This is a genomic window from Buchnera aphidicola (Pterocomma populeum), assembly GCF_049314985.1.
Taxonomy (GTDB): Bacteria; Pseudomonadota; Gammaproteobacteria; order Enterobacterales; family Enterobacteriaceae; genus Buchnera; species Buchnera aphidicola_BQ.
Map to the genome: position 1 here is coordinate 500,587 of NZ_CP186013.1, position 24,071 is coordinate 524,657.

At 24.2% G+C, this 24,071-nt stretch carries 22 protein-coding genes; 9 read left to right on the forward strand and 13 right to left on the reverse strand.

Features of this window, described 5'->3' with window-relative positions; translation table 11 throughout:
* Positions 1 to 258: 258 nt before the first annotated feature.
* A complete protein-coding gene (gene pfkA / locus ACOI1G_RS02480) occupies positions 259 to 1,221 on the forward strand; it encodes a 6-phosphofructokinase (RefSeq protein ID WP_422667226.1) in 963 nt (320 codons plus the stop codon).
* Positions 1,222 to 1,361: 140 nt separating this feature from the next.
* Positions 1,362 to 2,165 carry an MIP/aquaporin family protein gene (locus ACOI1G_RS02485; protein ID WP_422667227.1) on the forward strand — a complete coding sequence of 268 codons (804 nt, stop codon included), beginning with the start codon at positions 1,362 to 1,364 and terminating at the stop codon, positions 2,163 to 2,165.
* Here ACOI1G_RS02485 and tpiA read toward each other — a convergent pair.
* The 7 genes from tpiA to serS form a co-directional block, all read right to left on the reverse strand.
* The gene (tpiA, locus tag ACOI1G_RS02490; RefSeq protein ID WP_422667228.1) at positions 2,162 to 2,926 is read right to left on the reverse strand and encodes a triose-phosphate isomerase; all 765 of its coding nucleotides are present in this window, start codon (positions 2,924 to 2,926) and stop codon (positions 2,162 to 2,164) included. The two genes, ACOI1G_RS02485 and tpiA, sit on opposite strands and share 4 nt — an antisense overlap.
* 114 nt (positions 2,927 to 3,040) lie before the next feature.
* Entirely contained in the window at positions 3,041 to 3,325 is a 285-nt protein-coding gene (gene ihfB, locus ACOI1G_RS02495; RefSeq protein WP_422667229.1) for an integration host factor subunit beta, read from the reverse strand.
* 75 nt (positions 3,326 to 3,400) lie between these two features.
* The gene (gene rpsA / locus ACOI1G_RS02500; RefSeq protein WP_422667230.1) at positions 3,401 to 5,068 is read right to left on the reverse strand and encodes a 30S ribosomal protein S1; all 1,668 of its coding nucleotides are present in this window, start codon (positions 5,066 to 5,068) and stop codon (positions 3,401 to 3,403) included.
* Between the two features lie 114 nt (positions 5,069 to 5,182).
* The gene (cmk, locus tag ACOI1G_RS02505; protein WP_422667231.1) at positions 5,183 to 5,854 is read right to left on the reverse strand and encodes a (d)CMP kinase; all 672 of its coding nucleotides are present in this window, start codon (positions 5,852 to 5,854) and stop codon (positions 5,183 to 5,185) included.
* A 38-nt stretch (positions 5,855 to 5,892) separates the two neighbouring features.
* Positions 5,893 to 7,179, reverse strand: coding sequence for a 3-phosphoshikimate 1-carboxyvinyltransferase (gene aroA, locus ACOI1G_RS02510; protein WP_422667232.1), 1,287 nt, complete (start codon positions 7,177 to 7,179; stop codon positions 5,893 to 5,895).
* Between the two features lie 55 nt (positions 7,180 to 7,234).
* Complete coding sequence (serC, locus tag ACOI1G_RS02515) at positions 7,235 to 8,320, reverse strand: 3-phosphoserine/phosphohydroxythreonine transaminase (protein WP_422667233.1); 1,086 nt, start codon at positions 8,318 to 8,320, stop codon at positions 7,235 to 7,237.
* A 60-nt stretch (positions 8,321 to 8,380) separates the two neighbouring features.
* Positions 8,381 to 9,664, reverse strand: a complete 1,284-nt coding sequence (serS, locus tag ACOI1G_RS02520) for a serine--tRNA ligase (RefSeq protein ID WP_422667234.1) — start codon at positions 9,662 to 9,664, stop codon at positions 8,381 to 8,383.
* Positions 9,665 to 10,066: 402 nt separating this feature from the next.
* On the opposite strand from serS, the gene trxB reads away from it, so the two are divergent.
* The 3 genes from trxB (at position 10,067) to aspS (ending at position 13,438) form a co-directional block, all read left to right on the forward strand.
* A complete protein-coding gene (gene trxB, locus ACOI1G_RS02525; RefSeq protein WP_422667235.1) occupies positions 10,067 to 11,026 on the forward strand; it encodes a thioredoxin-disulfide reductase in 960 nt (319 codons plus the stop codon).
* A gap of 122 nt (positions 11,027 to 11,148) precedes the next feature.
* Positions 11,149 to 11,367, forward strand: a complete 219-nt coding sequence (gene infA, locus ACOI1G_RS02530; protein WP_422667236.1) for a translation initiation factor IF-1 — start codon at positions 11,149 to 11,151, stop codon at positions 11,365 to 11,367.
* 304 nt (positions 11,368 to 11,671) lie between these two features.
* Positions 11,672 to 13,438, forward strand: a complete 1,767-nt coding sequence (gene aspS, locus ACOI1G_RS02535) for an aspartate--tRNA ligase (RefSeq protein ID WP_422667237.1) — start codon at positions 11,672 to 11,674, stop codon at positions 13,436 to 13,438.
* On the opposite strand, the gene znuB is transcribed toward aspS, so the two are convergent.
* From znuB to pyk, 3 genes are all read right to left on the reverse strand, one after another.
* A complete protein-coding gene (gene znuB, locus ACOI1G_RS02540) occupies positions 13,409 to 14,221 on the reverse strand; it encodes a zinc ABC transporter permease subunit ZnuB (protein WP_422667238.1) in 813 nt (270 codons plus the stop codon). The genes aspS and znuB overlap by 30 nt on opposite strands.
* A gap of 20 nt (positions 14,222 to 14,241) precedes the next feature.
* A complete protein-coding gene (gene znuC / locus ACOI1G_RS02545; protein WP_422667239.1) occupies positions 14,242 to 14,958 on the reverse strand; it encodes a zinc ABC transporter ATP-binding protein ZnuC in 717 nt (238 codons plus the stop codon).
* A gap of 203 nt (positions 14,959 to 15,161) precedes the next feature.
* Positions 15,162 to 16,607, reverse strand: a complete 1,446-nt coding sequence (gene pyk / locus ACOI1G_RS02550) for a pyruvate kinase (protein ID WP_422667240.1) — start codon at positions 16,605 to 16,607, stop codon at positions 15,162 to 15,164.
* 224 nt (positions 16,608 to 16,831) lie between these two features.
* Between pyk and zwf the strand changes: the two genes are divergently transcribed.
* The 4 genes from zwf (at position 16,832) to tsaB (ending at position 22,111) form a co-directional block, all read left to right on the forward strand.
* Positions 16,832 to 18,295, forward strand: a complete 1,464-nt coding sequence (gene zwf / locus ACOI1G_RS02555) for a glucose-6-phosphate dehydrogenase (RefSeq protein ID WP_422667241.1) — start codon at positions 16,832 to 16,834, stop codon at positions 18,293 to 18,295.
* Positions 18,296 to 18,497: 202 nt separating this feature from the next.
* The gene (htpX, locus tag ACOI1G_RS02560) at positions 18,498 to 19,379 is read left to right on the forward strand and encodes a protease HtpX (RefSeq protein ID WP_422667242.1); all 882 of its coding nucleotides are present in this window, start codon (positions 18,498 to 18,500) and stop codon (positions 19,377 to 19,379) included.
* A gap of 407 nt (positions 19,380 to 19,786) precedes the next feature.
* A complete protein-coding gene (locus ACOI1G_RS02565) occupies positions 19,787 to 21,370 on the forward strand; it encodes a TerC family protein (RefSeq protein WP_422667243.1) in 1,584 nt (527 codons plus the stop codon).
* Positions 21,371 to 21,433: 63 nt separating this feature from the next.
* A complete protein-coding gene (gene tsaB / locus ACOI1G_RS02570) occupies positions 21,434 to 22,111 on the forward strand; it encodes a tRNA (adenosine(37)-N6)-threonylcarbamoyltransferase complex dimerization subunit type 1 TsaB (protein ID WP_422667244.1) in 678 nt (225 codons plus the stop codon).
* Positions 22,112 to 22,163: 52 nt separating this feature from the next.
* On the opposite strand, the gene minE is transcribed toward tsaB, so the two are convergent.
* The 3 genes from minE to minC are packed head-to-tail and all read right to left on the reverse strand — an operon-like array spanning position 22,164 to position 23,971.
* Positions 22,164 to 22,415: a cell division topological specificity factor MinE gene (gene minE / locus ACOI1G_RS02575; protein WP_422667245.1), complete on the reverse strand. Its 252-nt coding sequence runs from the start codon at positions 22,413 to 22,415 to the stop codon at positions 22,164 to 22,166.
* Positions 22,416 to 22,417: 2 nt separating this feature from the next.
* The gene (gene minD, locus ACOI1G_RS02580; protein WP_422667246.1) at positions 22,418 to 23,230 is read right to left on the reverse strand and encodes a septum site-determining protein MinD; all 813 of its coding nucleotides are present in this window, start codon (positions 23,228 to 23,230) and stop codon (positions 22,418 to 22,420) included.
* Between the two features lie 27 nt (positions 23,231 to 23,257).
* A complete protein-coding gene (minC, locus tag ACOI1G_RS02585) occupies positions 23,258 to 23,971 on the reverse strand; it encodes a septum site-determining protein MinC (RefSeq protein ID WP_422667247.1) in 714 nt (237 codons plus the stop codon).
* Positions 23,972 to 24,071: the final 100 nt, after the last annotated feature.

Genomic DNA, 24,071 nt, shown 5'->3' on the forward strand with positions numbered 1-24,071 from the left:
TAAATATATTTTTTCAAAATTTATATTATTTTTACTATTATATATAAGATTACTATCTTTTATTAAAATATAATATAACTATTCAAAATAAAAATATATTGTTTAAAAATTTATTTTTAAATTCCTAAAATACTTAAGAACAACATTATATTTAAAATAATTTTTTATTTTAAATATATTCTTATATATTAAAAAAAATAATATTTTTATTATAATACAAAACATATAATTTTTTGATTGTTACTTATAGAGGCAAAAATGATTAAAAAAATTGGAGTATTAACCAGTGGTGGAGATGCTCCAGGTATGAATGCTGCTATTCGAGGAGTAGTAAGAACAGCTCTGAGTGAAAAATTAGAAGTTTTTGGAGTTTATGATGGATATCTAGGTTTATATGAAAATAGAATGATAAAGTTAGATCGATATAGTGTATCAGATATGATTAACCGTGGTGGAACTTTTTTAGGATCAGCACGATTTTCAAAATTTTGTAATGATGAAATTCGTACTGTTGCTGTAAAAAATGCAAAAAAAAGAAATATAGATGCACTTATTGTTATTGGAGGTGATGGATCGTATATTGGAGCTCAAAAATTAACTCAAATTGGACTTCCATGTATTAGTATTCCTGGTACTATCGATAATGATGTTGCTGGAACTGACTATACAATTGGTTATTTTACGGCATTAGAAACAGTTGTTGAAGCAATTGATCGGTTACGAGATACATCTTCTTCTCATCAAAGAATTTCTATTGTAGAAGTCATGGGTAGATATTGCGGAGATCTTACATTAGCCGCTGCTATTGCTGGAGGCTGTGAATTTATTGTCTTACCCGAAGTAAAATATATACAAGAAGAATTAGTAATGGAAATTAAAGCTGGTATTAAAAAAGGAAAAAAACATGCCATTGTAGCAATAACAGAATATATTTGTGATGTAGAAAAATTAGCTCAATATATTGAAAAGGAAACAAATCGAGAAACTAGAGCAACTATTCTCGGTCATATTCAAAGAGGTGGTGCACCAGTAGTATATGATCGTATTTTAGCTTCAAGAATGGGTGCATATTCTGTAGAATTATTGCTTCAAGGATATAAAGGAAAGTGTGTAGGTATTCAAAACGAAAAAATGGTTTTTCATGATATTCAATATGCATTACAAAATATGAAACGAAATTTTAAGAAAGATTGGTTAATTACTGCTAAAAAATTATTTTAAATATATAAAATTAATGCCGGTTTTTTTTCCGGCCTTTAATATATTTTATACTATAAAATTTTTGTTCATTATATTTTTTGTATTATATAAATTTTATTAATATATATCCAATATATAAAGTTATAGTAGGTATAATCATAATGAAAATCTACGATAAAAATAATATAGTTCAACAGTGTATTGCAGAATTTTTAGGAACTGGTTTAATAATGTTTTTTGGATTTGGAGCTACAATATCTTCATGCTTAACAAATTCTAATTTAAATTATTGGGATGTTAGTTGTATTTGGGGAATCGGTGTATCTCTATCTATTTATTTAAGCTCTTCAATATCTGGCGCGCATTTAAATCCAGCTATTACACTATTTTTATGGTTATCTTCTAAATTTAACAAAAAAAAAGTATTACCATATATTTTTTCTCAAATATCTGGATCTTTTTTCTTTACAATGTTGATATATTATTTCTACTATAAAATGTTTATTTCATTTAATAATATACATCCAATTATTCCTATTTTAAAAAAAAATATTAATATTATTTCTGTTTTTATTCCATCTTTTCATAAAAATACTTTTTTTTTATATAATTTTTCTTTAGAAATTATTACTTCTTCTATTTTTATGATATTTTTGATGACTTTAAACAACAAAAAAAAATATTTTTTATATTATGAACTAATTTCTCCATTATTAATAGGTATTTTAATATTAGCTATTAATATATCTGTAGGTTTTTCACATAATATTACTCTTAATCCAGCACGAGATATTGGACCAAAACTTTTTTTAATTTTTATAGGAATAAGTAATTTAGTATGTCTGAAAGATATAAATAATATTCTATTTTTTTTAATTCCCACTATCGGCTCTATTATTGGTATTAATTTAGGTGGATGGTTATATAATACATTTATCATAGAAAATAAAAAAAGCAATATTTAATAAATATTATTAGATATTTTTACAATTTTTAAAAATTCTTTATATTGTAATGATGCTGTTCCAATTAATAAACCATCTACATCCATTTGTTCTAAAAACTCTCTAGCATTAAGAGAAGTAATAGATCCACCATACTGAATCATAAGACTATCTAAACTAAGATGATCATATTGTATAATGTAGTTTTTAATAAATTTATGAATTTTTTGAACATATTCTATATCAGCTGATTTACCTGTTCCAATTGCCCATATTGGTTCATATGCTATGACTGTATTACGAAAAGATTCCGTTCCACAAATTTCAAAAATAGAATTAATTTGATTTTTTAATATTTCATATGTTTTATTAAGTTTTTTCTCTTTTTCAGTTTCACCTATGCATAATATAGGAGTTAAATGATACTTTTTAACCAAAGAAAATTTTTTAGCAATAATATTATTATTTTCATGATGCAAAATACGCCTTTCTGAATGTCCTAAAATGACATATTGTACACCAATATCCTTTAACATTAATACCGAAATTTCACCAGTAAATGCTCCTTGTAAATTAATATCTACATTTTGTGCAGTAATAAAAAAATTTTTATATTTTATTTCTCTAGATAATTTTTCTAAATATATAAAAGAAGGAGCAATTGAAATAATATTTTTTTGATTATTATCTAATAAATATATATTTAAATATTTTAAAAATTCAGAAATATTATCTTTTGTATTATTTAACTTCCAATTAGCAATTATTAAAAATTTTTTCATATATTTACCGTAATATATTATTTTAAATAAATGATTTTTTTAGAAACTAAGTTTTGTTTATAATGTAATTATATGAAAACTTAGTTTCTATTGTTCTATATAAAAATATATTCTCTATTTATAAACATTAGCTCGATTACGCAATTGTTTTCCTGGTTTAAAATAGGGTACATATTTTTCAATTAATTGTATTTTTTTTCCAGTTTTTGGATTTCTTCCAATACGAGAAGCTCTATAATGCAATGAAAAACTACCGAATCCACGAATATCAATTCGCTTTCCTTTTGCTAATGCTATAGACATATGTTCTAGAATTTCTTGTATAGCATATTCTACTATTTTATCTGAAAGATAAGTATTTTTTGCAGTAATTCTTTCGAATAATTCTGATTTTGTCATACATCCTCTAAATACATATATTTAATATTATTAAAATTATAATTAATATAAAACATATTTTCTTAAAAAATATAATTATTCAGTATTTTTAGCTGCTTTAAACGCTTCTGACATTGCATTAGAAAAAGATTCATCATTATTTTTTTTATCAGAGAAATCTTTTTTCTTATTATCTTCAACAATATGAATAGTTAAATTAATAGTCCTATTTTTACGATCAATACTTAATATTTTTACTGAAATATCATCACCAATTTTTATTTTATTTAAAATATCTTTTTCAGAAATATGAGTTATTTCAGATAATTTTATCTGACCTTCTATTTCTTTAGATAAAGATACTATAATTTTTTTATGATCTAATGATTTTATTTTTGCATGAATAATTTCTGATTTATTAAAAATAGAGATATAGGTATTCAGAGGATCTTCTTCTAACTGTTTAATTCCCAATGAAATACGTTCTCTTTCTGCGTCTACTTGTAGTACAACAGCTGATATTTCTTCTCCTTTTTTATATTTTTTAACTACTTCTTCTCCGGATTTTATCCAAGAAATATCAGATAAATGTACTAATCCATCAATACCACCATTTAATCCAATAAAAATACCAAAATCTGTAATAGATTTTATTTTTCCAGAAACATGAACACCTTTATTATGTGTTTCTGAAAATTTTTGCCATGGGTTTATTTTACATTGTTTTAAACCTAAAGAAATACGACGACGATCTTCATCGATATCTAATACCATGACTTCAACTTTATCATTCACATTAACAACTTTAGAAGGGTGAATATTTTTATTAGTCCAATCCATTTCAGAAACATGAACAAGTCCTTCTACTCCCTCTTCAATTTCTACAAAACAACCATAATCTGTTAAATTAGTTACTCTACCACTTAATTTAGTTGATTCTGGATAACGTTTTGAAATCTCTATCCAAGGATCTTCACCTAATTGTTTTAATCCTAGAGAAACACGAGTTCTTTCTCGATCAAATTTTAAAATTTTAACATTAATTTCATCACCAACACTAACTATTTCACTAGGATGTTTAACTCTTTTCCATGCCATATCAGTAATATGTAATAACCCGTCTACTCCACCTAAATCAACAAAAGCGCCATAATCAGTTAAATTTTTAACAATTCCTTTAACATGAATGCCTTCTTGTAAATTTTCTAATAATTGATCACGTTCTGCACTATTTTCTGATTCAATTACAGCTCTGCGCGATACAACAACATTATTGCGTTTTTGATCTAATTTAATAACTTTAAATTCTAATTCTTTTCCTTCTAAATGAATAGTTTCTCGAATAGGTCGAATATCAACTAAAGAACCTGGTAAAAAAGCGCGTATATCATTTAATTCAACAGTAAAACCGCCTTTAACTTTTCCATTGATAATTCCAGTAACTGTTTCTTCTTGTTCATGAGCTTTTTCTAATATTAACCATGCTTCATGGCGTTTTGCTTTTTCACGAGATAATAAAGTTTCACCAAAACCATCTTCGATAGCATCTAGAGCTACATCAATTTGGTCACCTACCTTGATATCTAATAAACCTTGAGGATTTTTAAATTGTTCAATTGGAATAGAAGATTCAGATTTGAGGCCTGCATCAACTAAAACAATATCTTTTTCTATTGATACAATCACTCCTCGAATAATAGAACCTGGTCGTGTTTTAATTTCTTTAAGAGATTCTTCAAATAATTGAGCAAAAGATTCATTCATATTAATAATTTCAGAAAAATTTTATATAACATCTATTTTGGCTTCATGCTAAAATGAGGTTGTTTTGAATATATCTTATAATAATCCTATTATAAAAAGTGATATTAAAAATATTTAATTTATTTTTTTTAGTATATGCATCATAGAAATATTAATTATTTCTAAAAAACTAACATTAGTGGAATCTAATATTATAGCATTTTTTGACGGGTATAAAGGAGAAATTAATCGATTTTGATCTTTATCATCTCGATTTTTCATTTCTCTAAATAATTTTTTATAGCTAATATTAAATCTGTACTTTTGTAGTTCTAACATTCTTCTTTGCACACGACATTCTAAACTAGCATTAAGGAAAAATTTAAGAGTAGCTTTTGGAAATACTACTGTTCCCATATCACGACCTTCTGCTACTAAACCGGGAAAATTTCGTAATAATTTTTGTTTTTTTAACAATATTTTTCTTATGTAAGGATATATAGATAATTCTGAAGCAATATGACTAATTTTTTGAGAACTTGTAAGATAATTATTATTTTTTGTATTTTTTAAAATATTTTTATTTATTTTATTTATTGAAGAAATATCTAATTTTTTTACAATGGGAATAATATTTTTTTCAGTAATAAAAATATTATTTTTTAGAGCTATAAAAGCAATTACTCGATAAATTAAACCAGATTCTAATGAAATCCATTTTAATTTATTTGCTATTGCTTTACACAGTGTGCTTTTTCCTGCACCACTAGGTCCATCAATAGTAATAACAGGAGGTAATTTTTTCATAGTAATCTTTTTTATAATTAAAATATTAATAATTTAAATTAATTCATAGTGCTAATTGATAAAAAATCTTGAAAATAATATGGAAAAGTTTTATTGATACACTTTGGATTCAATATGTTAATACCACTTGTAGATAATGAAATAAGTGAAAAACACATAGCCATCCGGTGATCATTATAAGTTTTAATATCTGCATAATGAAATGATATAGGCGGGGTAATGGATAAAAAATCTTTTCCTTCTTTAATAATAGCACCAATTTTTCTTAATTCTATTGCCATTGCTGATAAACGATCTGTTTCTTTTACTCGCCAATTATATATATTACGAATAATACTTGTACCTTTAGCAAAAAGAGCTACCATAGCAACAGTCATAGCTGTATCAGGAATATGATTTAAATCTAAATTTATAGAATACAAATTATTTCTAGTACAAGTAATAGAATGATTATTCCATTTAATTAATGCACCCATTTTTTGAAGAATATTAGCAAATTGAATATCACCTTGTATACTTTTTTTACCTACTCCTATTACCTTAACTGAACCTCCTTTAATTGCTGCAGCAGCTAAAAAATAAGAAGCAGATGACGCATCTCCTTCTATCCAATAATTACCGGGTGATTGATACTGTTGATGACCTTTAATATAAAAAACAGAATAATTATCGTGCGTAATATAAATACCAAAAGATTGCATTAAGTGTATAGTAATATCAATATATGGTTTTGATACTAAACATCCTTTGATAAAAATAGTTGTATCTTTAATAGCTAATGGTGCACTGATTAATAAAGATGTTAAAAATTGACTAGAAATACTACCATTTAAAAAAATATTACCTCCTATAAAACCACCTTTTGTATAAACTGGTGGATATCCAATATTTTTATTATAATTTATGATTGCCCCTCCTTGTCTAAGAGCATTTATCAGATGTTTAATCGGTCTTTCATGCATCCTGTCATCTCCACTTAATATGACATTATTACTTTTTAAAGATAATGCTGCAAGTAAAGGGCGAATAGCAGTGCCTGCGTTTCCTAAAAATAATGATATTTCTTTTGATAAATGAAAAGGTTTTCCAATACCTTCAATATGACAAGTATGTTTATCATTTGAAAGAGAATAATTAATACCTATTTTTTTTAAAGCAAGCAACATATATTGAGTATCATGACTATCTAATAAATTTTCTAATATAGTAACACCTTTTGCCATTGCAGAAATAAGCAAAGCTCTATTAGAAATACTTTTAGATCCTGGTAAATATACCGTTCCATTTACATAAGAAATTGGCTTTAAACTTAAAGATTCTTCCATAATAAATTATATACTCTATTAAATTAATATTAAAATATTTTTAAATACAATTTTTTCATCCATATTTTTTTTCAAAATATAACATAAATTTTACTAAATTTTTTACTCCTAGTATAGGCATAGCATTATAAATAGATGCTCTCATTCCACCTACTAAAGAATGACCTTTTAAAAAAAATAAACCATGTTCATGTGCTTTTCTTAAAAAAAGATCGTTTAATTTTTCATCAATTAGATTAAATACAATATTCATTTTAGATCTATTATTTTTATCAATATTATTAGTATAAAAATTACTATGATCTATGGTTTTATATAATAAATTAGATTTAATTTCATTTTTTTGTTCTATTTTTTTAATTCCTCCTTGTTTTTTTAACCATTTAAATACTAATCCAGAAAGATACCACGAAAATGTCGGTGGTGTATTATACATCGAATTATAAGTTGATAAAATTTTATAATTAAGAATAGAAGGTGTAATAACATTAGAATGATGTAATAATTTTTCTTTAATAATAATAATAGTCATACCTGCAGGACCAATATTTTTTTGTGCTCCTGCATAAATAAGATCATAATTTGTAATATTAATACAACGTGATAAAATCACAGATGAAAAATCACCAATAATAATCTTTTTATTAAACACTGGTTCTTCATGTATAGCTATTCCATGCATAGTTTCATTAGGGCAGTAATGAATATATTCTGATAATTTACTAATATTCCATTCAGAACAAGGTAATAAAGAAATATTATTATTATTTTTTTTTTTAATATTGATACTTTTAACACTACAATATTTTTTAGCTTCTTTTTCTGCGCATTGTGACCAATATCCACTGTTAATATAATCTGCACTTTTAATATTATTTGATAAATTCATAGGAACAGCAGAAAATTGACCTCTTGCACCGCCTTGGCAAAATAATATTTTATATGATTCTGGAATATTTAATAAATCTCTTAAATCTTTTTCTGCTTCTAATGCAATCTGAATAAATTCTTCACTGCGATGACTAATTTCCATTACAGATAAACCTAATTGATTCCAATTTTTTAACTCTTTTTTTGCTTTTGAAAGAACTTCTTGTGGTAGCATTGCTGGACCAGCACTAAAATTATATACTGCATTCATAAGTTCACCAATATTGATTTTTTTAAATATTTTAAAAAAATTGATATTTAATATATTATATTAATTAATAAATTCTAAATTTTTCATATATTTTTTTTGTAGTATTTTTGGAATTTCTACACGTCCATCAGAACACTGATAATTTTCTAATATTGCCGCTAATGTTCTTCCAATAGCTAATCCAGAACCATTTAAAGTATGTAAAAAACAATTTTTCTTTGTTATATGATTACGATATCTAGATTTCATTCTTCGAGATTGAAAATCACTCATATTAGAACAAGAAGACACTTCTTTATATTTATTTTGTGATGGAAACCAAACTTCTAAATCATATGTTTTTGCTGCAGAAAAACTCATATCTCCTGTGCATAAAAGTATTTTTCGATATGGAAGATCTAATAGTTGTAAAACTTTTTCTGCATGATATGTTAAATTTTCTAGTGCTTCCATAGATTTTTCTGGTTGAATAATTTGAACTAATTCTACTTTATCAAATTGATGTAATCGGATTAAACCTTTTGTATCACGTCCATATGAAGATGCTTCTGATCGAAAACAAGGAGTATGTGCGGTTAACATAATAGGTAATTGATTTTCATCTATAATTTGATCACAAACTAAGTTAGTTAAAGGCACCTCTCCTGTTGGTATTAAAATATATTTATTTTTTTCTTCAGGCGCAAAATGAAATAAATCATCACTAAATTTTGGTAATTGTCCTGTACCATATAGTGCATGAGAGTTAACTAAATAAGGAACATACATTTCTACATAACCATGATTATTAGTATGTAAATCTAGCATAAATTGACTTAATGCACGGTGTAAGAGAGCAATTTGTCCTTTTATAACTACAAATCTAGAACCAGACATTTTTGCTGCAGATTTCCAATCAAGTCCATTATATTTTTTTCCTATTTCTATATGATCTTTAACTATAAAATTATATTTTTTTTTTTGACCCCAATATTGAATTACTTTATTATCAGAAGCATTAATTCCTTCTGGCACATCATCAAATGGAATATTTGGCAAAAGCATAGAAAAATTGTAAATTTTTTCTTTTAATATATTTAGTTCTATTTTAGATATATTTAAATTTTTATTTGATTGTATAACTTTTTGCTTTAATACATCATCTTTACATTTAATATTTTTTGCATTTCTAACTAAATTTGATAAAGCATTATGATGATATTGTAAATTTTCTGTTTTAATTTGAAGTATTTTTCGTTTTTTTTCAAGAGAAGATATTGTTTTAATATCTAGCTCAAATCCTTTTTTTAATAATTTTTTAGCAACTACATTTAAGTCATTACGCAATAAATCAGGATTTAACATAGTATTTTATCTTTTCAATGATGAATGACAATTTTATATTTTTAAAAATTAGTATATATTTTATTAAAATATTTTTAATAAATACATATTTATATCAATAATTGAATTGATTTTAAAAAATAAAAATTATTTTTAATATATAATTAGTTTAATAAAAATTATAATATATTAATTATTTATATATTAAAACAAGTCTTTATATATTAGATATTATGTTAATAATATTATAAAAAAGTATTTTAATTTTATTAAAATAATAATTTTATTATTTTTATTATGCATTTAATATATATTCTTGAAAAGAATAATATATATTTAAATAAATTTTATAAATTGTTAATAATATAGTATAAAATTTTTTTATATCAAAATAATTTCAATAATAAAAGGATTATAAAATACTTGAAAAAGAAAATACATAATAAAATTATTATTTTAGGATCAGGACCGGCAGGATATACAGCATCTATATATGCAGCAAGAGCTAATTTAAATCCAATTTTAATTACTGGAAATAATCCTGGTGGACAGCTAATTAATACTAATGAAATTGAAAATTGGCCTGGTGAAATTGATGTAATAACTGGTTCAACATTGATGGATCGCATGCATAAACAAGCAATAAAATTAAATATAATGATATTATCAGACCATATTATTTCAGTTAAATTATCTAAAAAACCTTTTTATTTATTAGGAGAAAAGAATGAATATACATGTGATGCATTAATTATTGCTACTGGTGCTAATCCTCGTTATTTAGGAATTAATTCAGAAAATCAATTTAAAGGTAAAGGTGTATCAACATGTGCTGTATGTGATGGTTTTTTTTACAAAAATAAAGAAATAGCCGTAGTAGGTGGTGGTAATACAGCTTTAGAAGAAACTTTATATTTATCAAACTTTGTGCAAAAAATACATTTAATTCACCGTAGAATGCATTTTAGTGCTGAAAAAATTTTAATTAATCGATTAATGAAAAAAATTGAAGAAAAAAAAGTTATTTTACATTTAAATTGTACTGTAAATAAAATATTAGGCGATTCTTCTGGTGTAACCAGTTTGTTAATTAAAGAAAAAATATTATCTAGTCAAAAAAAATTTAAAATAATGGTATCAGGATTATTTATTGCAATTGGATATATACCAAATACAAGTATATTTGTTAATCAATTACAAATGAAAGATAACTATATTAAAATTATTTATAGTGAACATGGAAACTGTACTCAAACTAGTATTCCAGGCGTTTTTGCGGCTGGTGATGTCATAGATCATGTATATAGACAAGCTATTACTTCTTCTGCTAGCGGTTGTATGGCTGCTTTAGATAGTGAACGATATCTAAATTTATTATCTTAATAGAATTTAATATTTTTATATCAGTTAGATACTAGTCAAAATGACTAGTATTATTTATAATAATAAGATAATATTTTTTAAATATTTATAATATCAATGTTTTATTTATAAAAGAGAAAATTATGGCTAAAGAAGAAAATATTGAAATGCAAGGAATAGTAATAGACACATTGCCCAATACAATGTTTCGTGTAGAATTAGAAAATAAACATATTATTACTGCTCATATTTCAGGAAAAATGAGAAAAAATTATATTAGAATTTTAACAGGCGATAAAGTTACTGTTGAATTAACATCATATGATTTAACAAAAGGCAGAATTATTTTTAGAAGTCGATAATTTTTATTGTATCTAGTATAAATACTATAAGCATAGATGGTAATACTTATGAATTTATTTAATATTTTATAAACTATTAAGTTATAAATAAATAATATTTAACATAAAAAAAGTTATTATATCAGAATATTATTTTTAGAAAATATTTAGATATATTTTAATAATAAAGTTTACTAAAAATTTTTAATAATATTAAATGAAATAAATAAATATATTTTATACTTACGATTATAAATAATATAATTTTATATTCATAGTGTGATTTTTATTAATTATCATATAATAATTAAAACACAGGAATTATATGCGAAGTCAATATTGTGGTGATATTCGAATTACTCATTTAAAAAAAATAGTAAAATTATCTGGTTGGGTGCATAAAATACGTAATCTTGGTAAATTTATTTTTATTGATATAAGAGATTGGACTGGTATTGTACAAATTATTTTTGAATCAAATAATAGTGTTCTTTTTAAAAAAGCTGTAGTACTTCGACATGAATTTTGCATTCAAATTATAGGTATTGTACAAGAAAGATTACCAAAAAATAATAATATAAAATTAAAAACTGGAAATATCGAAATATTAGTACATAAATTAAAAATTTTTAATAAATCAAATCCTATACCTATTAGTTATATAAATGAAAATAAAGATTTAGATATCAATCTAAAATATCGTTATTTATATTTACGTCGTTCTGAAATATTAAAAAACATTCAGACAAGAAGTGCAATTACCCATTTAATTAGAAATATTATGCAAAAAAACAAATTTTTAGATATTGAAACACCTATATTAACTAAATCTACACCAGAAGGAGCAAGAGACTATTTAGTACCAAGTCGAAATTATCCTGGAAAATTTTACGCCTTACCTCAATCTCCACAATTATTTAAACAATTATTAATGATTTCTGGAATTGATCGATATTATCAAATAGTTAAATGTTTTCGTGATGAAGACTTACGTTCTGATAGACAACCAGAATTTACACAAATTGATATTGAAATCTCGTTTATAAATTCTATTAAAATACGTAAATTTATAGAAAAATTAATTATATCGATTTGGTTAAAAATAATAAATGTTAAATTAAATAAATTTCCTATTCTTTCATATGAAGAATCTATGAATGATTACGGGACAGATAAACCAGATTTACGTAATCCCATAAAAATTATCGATATATCCAATATATTTATTGAAAAAAAACATATTTTATTTTTTGAAATTAATAATAAAGATAATACACGCATAGCATTATTATGCATTTCTCAAGGAAATTATTTAAGTCGTAAAAAAATTGATTATTATACTTCTTATATTAAACAATATGGTGTAAAAAAACTATTTTATATAAAAATAAAAAAAATAGAATTAGGATGTCAAGGTATTGATACTTCTATAAAAAAAATTTTAAACGATAATATATTAATAAAAATAATTAATAAAACAAAAGCTAAAAATGGAGATATATTATTTTTTATCGCAGATAAAATAGAAATAGTAAACAAAGCCATGAGCACATTGCGTTTAAAATTAGGAGAAGATTTAAAAATTACGGAAATGTTAACGTGGAAACCAGTTTGGATTATTAATTTTCCTCTTTTTATGAAAGAAAAAGAAGGTAACTTGTCTTCTATGCATCACCCATTTACAGCAATTCATAAAAAAAATATAAAAACATTTTACAATACACCAGAAAAATCTATTTCTGATAGTTATGATTTAGTTATTAATGGATATGAAATTGGAGGTGGATCAGTACGAATACATGATCATAAAATACAAGAAAAAATTTTTGATTTAATTGGAATTTCAAGAAGTGTACAAATAGAAAAATTTGGATTTTTACTTGAAGCACTACAATATGGAGCTCCTCCACATGCAGGAATTGCTTTAGGTTTAGATAGAATTGTTATGTTATTAACTAATAGTAAAAATATTAGAGATGTAATTGCATTTCCTAAAACAACTTCTGCAATATGTCCCATGACTAATTCACCAAGTGTATTACAAAAAGATATATTAAAAGAATTAGGTATAAAAATAATTGATAACAAATAAAACATATTTTTTAATATAACTTAGCAAGAAAAAAAAAGAACAAAATAACACAATAGACGGGCTGGTTGGTATATTGTAAAATACTGATAAAAAAATACCACCTGTTATAGACAGAATACTAATTATTATCGAAATAAAAACTATTTTTTCTGGAGAATTAGAAAAATATTGAGATGTTGCTGGTGGAATAATTAATAAAGAAGTAATTAATAATGCGCCAACAAATTTAATAGCCATAGAAATTGTTAAAGCTGTTGTTAATAACATAATCAAACGACTGTAGTATAAATTAATTCCATCTATTTTTGCTAATTCCTCACTAATAGTTGTAAATAAAAGCGTATTCCAAAAAATTAATAAAATACTCATTACTATAATACTGATTACCGCGATAATAATAACATCAGATATTTTTACAGTTAATAAATCACCAAATAAATAACTATTAATATCTATTTTTTTAGTTTTAGCTATTAAACTCATAAAAATTATTCCAAGTGATAAAGAACTATGAGATATAATACTTAATGTGGTATCTATAGAAAAAAATACTATTTCTTCTAACCAAGCTAATAAAATAGAAAGAAAAACTATAAATATTAATACAGAATAAAATGGATTAATATCAAAAATAATAGAAAGTGCTAATCCAAGTAAAGATGAATGTGATAAAGTATCACCAAATGATGACATACGACGCCATAGCATTAAAGAACCTAAAGGACCAGTAGCTAAAGCTAAAAATATTCCAGCTATCCATCCTGGAAGAATTAGTTCAAACATAATCAAAGTTACTCTAAAATTTAAAATTCATGAAAATGGTTATGATTGTGATGATATAAAGCTAATTCTCTTGAGCGATTAATTCCAAATATAGAAATAAATTCTATATTTTTAAGAATATTTTCTGGAGTACCAGAACAACAAATATGATTATTTAAACATATAACTTCATCTGTTTTTGCCATTACTAAATTTAAATCATGTGATACCATAAAAATAGAACATTTTAATTCATCTTTAATTTCATTTATTAATTTATATAAAGATAATCTACCAGAAACATCTATACCCTGTGTAGGTTCATCTAAGACTAATAAATTTGGTTTTTTCAACAACGCCTTTGCTAAAAGAACACGTTGCATTTCTCCACCAGACAATTGTTGAAGTTTAAATTTTTGTAATGATTTTACTTTTACACGTTTTAAAATTAATTGTATATCAATATCACTAATATTATTAGACAATTTTAAAAAACGTTCTACTGTAATAGGTAAAAATCTATTAAGATATAATTTTTGAGGTACATAACCAATAGAAATATTTGGATGGATAATAACTGATCCTGCATTAGGCTGAATCAGTCCCAATATCACACGTACTAAAGTAGATTTTCCAGCACCATTTGGACCAATTAAGGTAATAATTCGATTAGAAATTAAAGAAATGGAAATATCCGAAAGAATTGAACGATTAGAAAAATTCACATAAATATTTTTTAGCTTAATAAATTCTAACATAACTGTCTTAAATAAAGTTGCATATATACTCTTATTATGTTTATCAGTAATTAAAATAAATTTAATATTATTAATATATAATAATTAAAAATATAACATTTTCATATTATTATTATATATATTTAAGTTTATTTATAAAGATATAGTATTTTATAAAAAAAATAAATTTTATATTATTAAAAAATAAAAATTATATTCTACTTTTAAAACTCTACCTTTAAAATTCTACTAGTATTAGTTTTTCCGATTTTTCCCATAATATCACCTTGAGTTACAATAACTAAATCACCAATAAATAAAAAATTTTTTTTATATAATAACTCTAAAGCTTCATTAGCAGCTTTTACACCACTATTATGACTATTAAAATATATTGGAATAACACCTCTATACAGAGTTGCTAAATTCAGGGTTTTTTGATTTTTTGATAAAGCAAAAATAGGTAATCCAGATGTAATACGGGACATCATTAATGCAGTTTTACCTGATTCTGTCATAGCAATAATTGCAGAAATACCTCGTAAATGATTAGCAGAATACATGGCAGACATAGCAATAGCTTCTTCAATATCATTAAATTTAATATTTAACCGATGTCTAGAAACATTAATACTAGGCACTTTTTCTGCACCTTGACAGACTTTAGCCATATTTATTACTGTTTCTAAAGGATATTCTCCTGATGCTGTTTCAGCTGATAGCATGACAGCATCACTACCATCTAATACAGCATTAGCTACATCCATTACTTCAGCTCGAGTTGGTAATGGATTAGTAATCATAGACTCCATCATTTGTGTTGCTGTAATCACTATTCTATTTAATTTTCTAGCCGTTCTAATTAATTGTTTTTGAATACCAGCTAATTCCGGATCTCCAATTTCTACACCTAAATCACCCCTAGCTATCATAATTACGTCAGATGCTAATATTATATCTTCTATTATTTGTTGATTAATGATAGCTTCTGCACGTTCTATTTTAGCAATTATTTTTGCATGACTACCTGCTTTCATAGCTAATTTTCTAGCTATATATAAATCTTTACTACATCTTGGAAATGAAACAGCTAAATAATCTACGTCCATATCTGCTGCAAGAATAATATCTTTTTTATCTTTTTCTGTTAATGCATCAGCAGATAATCCTCCTCCTAATTTATTAATACCTTTATTATTAGATAAAATTCCACCTACAATAACTTGAGTAAATATCTCTATCTTATTCACTTTTATTACTTTTAACTGTATTCTTCCATCATCTAATAATAATATATCATCTATATTTAAATCAGATGGCAATTTCTTGTAATCAATACCAACTCTCTCTTGATTTCCATTATCTTCTTTTAACGCAGCATCTAATACAAAAAAATCATTTTTATTTAAATGAATATAATCTTTTTCAAATTTAGAAATTCTAATTTTTGGTCCTTGTAAATCAGCTAATAATGCAATATGACAATTTAACTTCTTCATAATCTTTTTTGCTTCATAAGCTCTTTTTTTATGCTCGTTTGGTAAACCATGTGAAAAATTAAATCTTAAAACATTCACACCCGCACGAATAATTTTTTCAAGATTATTATTTTTATCTGTAGAAGGACCTACAGTAGCAACTATCTTAGTGCGTCTTAATCTATATGACATAATAGACCTCTATTTATAATAACTAAAAAAATATTTATTTGTATTTAACAAGTTATTTAGTAGTATTAAAGTAACATTTTTATTATAGAAAAAATATCTAAAAACATATTCTTAAATAATTATAACATTTAATATAAAATATATTATTTATTATTAAAATAAAATTATTTTATTATAATAAAATAATTATAAATATTATATTTAATTTTTAAAAAGAGATGATGATGATCATAGAAAATAATCAAAGTTGTGATTTAGTAATTTTTGGAACTAAAGGAGATTTGGCAAAAAGAAAATTATTTCCTGCTTTATATAAATTAGAAAAATCGAAAAAAATCCATAAAAATACACGTATCATTGGAGTTGGTCGAGCAGAATGGAATCAAGAAGAATATCAAAATATAATTAAAATAGCAATAAAAAAATTTATTAATGAAAAAATTGACGAAAATATTTGGATAAAAATAAAATCTCGTTTATATTTTTGCAATATTGATGTTAATATAGAATCAGATTTTTTAAAATTAAAAAAAATAGTAAAAAATAATAATATTCCTATTTATTATTGTGCTATGCCTCCTCATACTTTTTATTCTATTTGTACAGGATTAGGAAAGATTAATTTAAATCATTTTCCAGCTCGTATTATAGTAGAAAAACCATTAGGTACATGTTTGGAAACATCAAAAAAAATAAACAATCATATTTCTCAATATTTTATTGAATCACAAATATTTCGAATTGATCATTACTTGGGGAAAGAAAGTGTTTTAAATCTTTTTTCTCTACGTTTCTCTAATTCATTATTTTTTTATAATTGGAATAATAAAATTATTGATCATGTACAAATTACTGTTTCTGAGCAAGTGGGAATTGAAAATAGATGGAATTATTTTGATAGCATAGGACAAATGAAAGATATGATACAAAATCATTTACTTCAAATGTTAACTATTATCGCTATGGATCAACCCAATCAATTAACAGCAAAAAATATTCAGGATGAAAAGGTTAAAATCTTAAAAGCATTACGTCCTATTAACTTAGAAAACGTTCATATAAACACCGCAAGAGGACAATATTCTTCTGGTAAAATTAATGGTTGTTATGTACCAGCTTATCAAAGAGAAAATGGAGCAAAAAAACACACTTTAACAGAAACATTTGCTTCTATAAAAGTTAATATTGATAATAAAAAATGGTCTGGTGTTCCATTTTATTTGAGAACTGGAAAAAGATTAGCATATAAATATTCAGAAATCGTTATTTGTTTTAAAAAAATTTTTAATAATATATTTTATTCTACTCATAAAGAATTAGTTCCAAACCAATTAATTATACGTTTAGAACCTAAACCCAATATAAAAATAGAATTTTTAAATAAAAAACCAGGATTTCATACAGAATATAATTTAGAAAAATCTGAATTAAAGTACAATATTTCTGATGACTATCATTGCATTGACGCATATGAAAGATTATTATTAGAAAGCATGAATGGAAAACAATCTTTATTTGTATCACGTGATGAAGTAGAAACAGCATGGAAATGGATAGATTCAATATTTTTTTCCTGGAAAAAAATGAAAAATAATAATCTTGAATTTTATTCTGCTGGTACATGGGGACCTAATAGTGCAGATCATATAATTACTCGTGATCATCGTATTTGGTATCCGTTTAATTAAAATTTTTAGTATGAATAACTTATTTTAAAATATATTAATTTTAAAAAATAATCAGTCGATATTGACTTAATTCACTATATTATGTTAATTTAAAAAACAAGATTATTTAATATTATTTATGTTAAATAATTAGTAAAATAAAATATTTTAATATATTTTTTTATACATAAACAATTTTGCTAATTTAGGAATATAATATCTTATGATACGTATTTTTCTTTTTCTGTTAACTAATTTAGCAGTTATGTTAATATTTAGTATTTTCCTTAGTGTAACAGGAATTTCATCTAATACTATTTATGGTCTAATAATTATATCTGGTTTATTTGGTTTCGGAGGATCTATTATTTCATTACTTTTGTCAAAATGGATAGCGTTGTCTTCTATTAATGGTGAAATTATAACTAATCCTAAAAATGAAACAGAAAAATGGCTTATAAATACTGTTCGCCGACAGGCGATTCAAAAAGGTATTTTTATGCCTCAAGTAGCTGTGTATGATGCAATGGATATGAATGCTTTTGCAACAGGCGCGCGTCGTAATTCTGCTTTGATTGCTGTATCTACAGGATTATTAAACAATATGACTCGTGATGAAGCAGAGGCTGTACTGGCACATGAAATGAGTCATATTTCTAACGGAGATATGATTACTATGACTTTAGTACAAGGTGTAGTAAATACATTTGTTATTTTTATATCCCGTTTTCTTTCTCAAATAATAACTCGATTTTTTACTAATGACCAAAATGATGAAAATATTGAAGAAAAAAATCCTATAACATATTTTTTTATTTCTATATTATTACAGTTAATTTTTGGTACTTTTGCCAGTTTAGTTACTATGTGGTTTTCTAGACATCGTGAATTTTATGCAGATGCTCATTCTGCAAAATTAGTTGGTAAAGATAAAATGATTTCTGCTTTACAGAGATTAAAAACTAGTCATGAACCACAAGAAGCAGACAGTATGATCGCATTATGCATCAATGGAAAATCTCATAATACATATTTAGAATTATTTGCATCTCATCCTTCTTTAGAAAAAAGAATACAAGCACTGCATAATAAGGATTACATGTAGTGATATATAATATATTATTCTTTCTCTTAATAGAACAAAAAAATAATATCCTTCTATTAAGAGAAAATGAAAATAATTTTAATATAAAAAAAATATTCTTATTTTCATTAAAAAAATTAATCAATTCTACATATCTAAAATCTTTAATTTGATTGAATATAAAAATTTATCAAATATCAATTTTTAAATGCCTCTATTATCAAAAATTAGAGGTTCTTATTATACTACATTAAAAATGTTTAACATAAAGTATAATATATTCTAATTCCAAAAAAATATAATTTCTTTATATTTATCTATTTATATAAATATTGCAATTTATATGTTTTTAAAAGTGATAGATATAATAAAATATATATTTTATTTTACTTATATATTTATTCTTTATTTTTTACGGAGCTTTTCTGATGGAGTTTTTGTTAGACACATCAACTTGGGCCGGTTTATTGACGCTAATTGTATTAGAAATCGTATTAAGCATTGATAATTTAATTTTTGTTGCTATTTTATCAGAAAAATTACCACCTCATCAACGAGATAAGGCACGGATAATTGGTTTGTGCTTGGCTTTATGTATGCGTTTAGGATTACTGTTGTTATTATCTTGGGTAATTACACTTACTACTCCAATTATTAATAATTCTATTTTTACTCTATCAGTACGTGATTGTATATTATTATTTGGTGGTTTATTTCTATTATTTAAAGCAACAATTGAATTACATGAAAGATTAGAAAATAATCCTGATGAAAATGTAGAAAATAAAAACTATGCTAGTTTTTGGCCTGTAGTTATTCAAATAGTTGTATTAGATGCAGTATTTTCTTTAGATGCTATTATAACTGCTGTTGGGATGGTTAATCAATTATTCATTATGATCATAGCGGTAATAATAGCTGCAATTTTAATGTTAATGGCTTCAAAAAAATTAACAAAATTTATTAATCTCCATCAAACTGTTGTAGTTTTGTGCCTTAGTTTTTTATTAATGATTGGTTTTACGTTAGTCGCAGAATCGTTTCGTTTTTATATTCCTAAAGGATATCTTTATGTAGCAATTGGATTTTCTATATTAATAGAATTTTTTAATCAAATTGCACGACGTAATTTTATAAAAAATCAGTCTCGAAGACCTATGAGACAAAGAGCGGCAGAAACTATTCTACGTTTTATGATTCGAGAAAAAAATAATAATGAACAAAAATTATCAAATTCTAAATCAAATCAAGAAAATGAAAAAAAATATTGTGATTCTTCTATAGAAAGTGAAACTTTTAAAGAAGAAGAAAAATATATGATTAATGGCGTTCTAACTCTAGCTGGAAGATCTATTCGTAGTATTATGACACCAAGAAGTAATATTTCATGGGTTAATATAGAAAAAAATATTAATGAAATTAGAGTACAATTATTAGATACACCTCATAGTTTATTTCCAGTGTGTAAAGGAGAATTAGATGAAATTATAGGAATTGTCAGAGCAAAAGAATTATTAGTTGCTCTAGATCAAGATGTTAATATATCTGAATTTGCTAGTCAAAAAGTACCAATTATTATCCCAGATACTCTAGATCCAATAAATCTACTTGGAGTACTACGTCGTGCCCAAGGAAGCTTTGTAGTTGTTAGTAATGAATTTGGAGTAGTACAAGGATTAATTACGCCTTTAGATGTTTTAGAAGCAATAGCTGGAGAATTTCCTGATGCTGATGAAACACCAGATATTATTAAAGAAAAAAATAGTTGGTTAGTAAAAGGTGAAACAGATTTACATTCATTACAACAATTATTAAATACTGAAGAATTAATTAAAGAAGATAAATATGCCTCATTAGGAGGATTACTAATTTCTCAAAAAGGTCAACTTCCATTACCTGGAGATATAATTAAAATTGATAAATTTAATTTTCATATAATTAAAGCAACAGCATATCGTATTGATCTTGTAAGAATTATAAAATATAAAGAAACAGACAAAATGATAAATTAATATTTATCTTTTTAAATATCACATAATGATGATATTATTTTTACTATTATATTTGAGAAAAATATGTCCAATCTAATATTAGCTATTGATACTTCTCTGGATTCTTGTTCAGTTGCGCTTTATAAAAAAAAAATTTATTCATTGTTTAAAATATGTGATAAAAAACATACTATATATATATTACCAATGATTAATAAACTTTTAGAAAAAACAGAAACAAAATTTTCACAATTGAGCACAATTGCAGTATCAAGAGGACCAGGTAATTTTACAAGTATTAGAATTGCAGTAAGTATTGCACAAAGTTTATCATTAAGTTTTAAGATACCATTAATTAGTATTTCTACTCTTCTTCTTCTATCTGAACAAGCATGGAGAAAATATCAAAAAAATAAAATATTAGTTGCTATTCAAGCTAGTCAAAAAAAAGTATATTGGGCAGAATATACTCGAAACATACACTCAACATGGATAGGTGAAAACACAGAATCATGTATTGATATATCATTAATAAAAAATAAAATAAATATTTTTAAAAAAAAATGGGTATTAGTTGGTAATGCATGGATTAAAATTAAAAAAAAATACCTATTAAATATAGAAAACAAAAAAATTGTATTCCCACATGCACAAGATATGATTCCTGTAGCTCTATTATCTATAAAAAATAATCAAATTTTTATGCCTATTGACATAAAACCAAATTATTTAAATAATGTTTTTGAAAATAAAAATATATAATACAAAATTAATACGGAAGTATTTTATATACTTCAGTATTAATTAAATATATTTATTCAGGTAACACAATATTTAATTCTAATACAGAAATATCTTCATTTCTTTGATCTAATTCAATTGTAATCATATTTGGATCTATATTTACATATTTACATATCACAAGTAAAATTTCTTGTTTTAATTGTGGTAAATAATCAGGTTTAGATTTATATTTTCTTTGTTCTGCAACAATAATTTGTAATCTTTTTTTTGCAATATCAGCTGTATTCTTATTTCGGGATAAAAAAAAATCTAACAAAGTCATACTTATCTTCCAAATAAACGTTTTAAAAAGCTCTTTTTTTCTTCTTGAACAAATCGAAATGGACATTCATATCCTAATAATCGATTTACTGTATCTATATAAGCTTGTCCTGCATGAGATTTATGATCTAATATTATAGAATTTCCCTGATTAGATGAACGAAGTACTGATTCATCTTCCGGAATAACACCTATTAATGGTATATTAAGAATATCTAAAACATCTTTCATACTTAACATATCTCCATTATTTACTCGTTTAACATTATAACGTGTTAATAACAAATGTTCTTTAATAGGATGCTGTCTTTTTTCTGATCTTTGTGACTTAGAAGAAATAATTCCTAGAATACGATCAGAATCTCGTACTGAAGATACTTCTGGATTAGTGATAATAATTGCTTCATCGGCAAAATAGATTGCTAATATTGCACCTGATTCGATTCCTGCAGGTGAATCACAAATAATAAAATCAAAATTCATATCTTTCAATTCTAAAAAAATTTTTTCAACTCCAGAACGTGTTAAAGCTTCTTTATCTCTTGTTTGTGATGCTGGTAAAATAAATAAATTATTTGTTTTCTTATCTTTAATTAAAGCTTGATTTAATGTTACATCACCTTGAATAACATTAATAAAATCATAAACAACTCGACGTTCACACCCCATAATTAAATCTAAGTTTCTTAAACCGATATCAAAATCTATAACAATAGTTTTTTTATTTTTTTTTGCTAATCCAGTTGCAATTGCTGCGCTTGAAGTAGTTTTACCAACACCTCCTTTCCCTGAAGTAACTACAATAATCCGCGTCATATAAAAAATATCCTTTAAATTATATAATTAACCTAAAGAGTGTATATTTAAAAATTTGTTCTTTAAAAATATTTGTGCAGATTTACCAATAAATTGAACAGGAATTTGATCAGATAACCAATATTCACCAGATATAGATACTAATTCAGCAAATAATCTAGTACAAAATATTTTGCTAGTAATGTCTCCTCTTGCACCAGCCAATACTCTGCCTCTTAATATGCCATATATATGAATATTTCCATCTGCTACTAATTCTGCGCCTGCACTAACATTATTTGTTATAATTAAATCTGCATGTTTAGCATAAATTTTTTGACCTGAACGAATAGGTTTATCAATAAAATGTGTTTTTTCTATTTTACTTATACTAACTGTAGAAGAAGGATTAGAAATAATTTTCATTTTATTATGATAAATATTAATATTTTTTATTCCACCTTCAGATATAATAGGAAGGCCAGAATCATAAATAATCTTCTTAAAATGATAATTGTGACATCCTGTTACTCCTACAATAAAAAAACCATGTGAAATAATAACATTTTTTATTTTTTTCCAATTTGCAATATTTAATAATCCTGATATATTAATTACAATTGGTGCATTATGAAAAAAATGAGGATTTTTTTTAATTTTTTCATATAAATATTTATTGATAAATTCTATATTATTATTATATAAATAAAAAACTAAAAATGTAAAACTTCCACTTTTCAGTTCAATATATTTTTTTAACATATTTATAACTCAACGAAATTATATTCAAAGAATATTAATTATTTAATACAAATATTTTTAATAATTTTTAATGAAATAGTATCTATGTATTTACTATGTA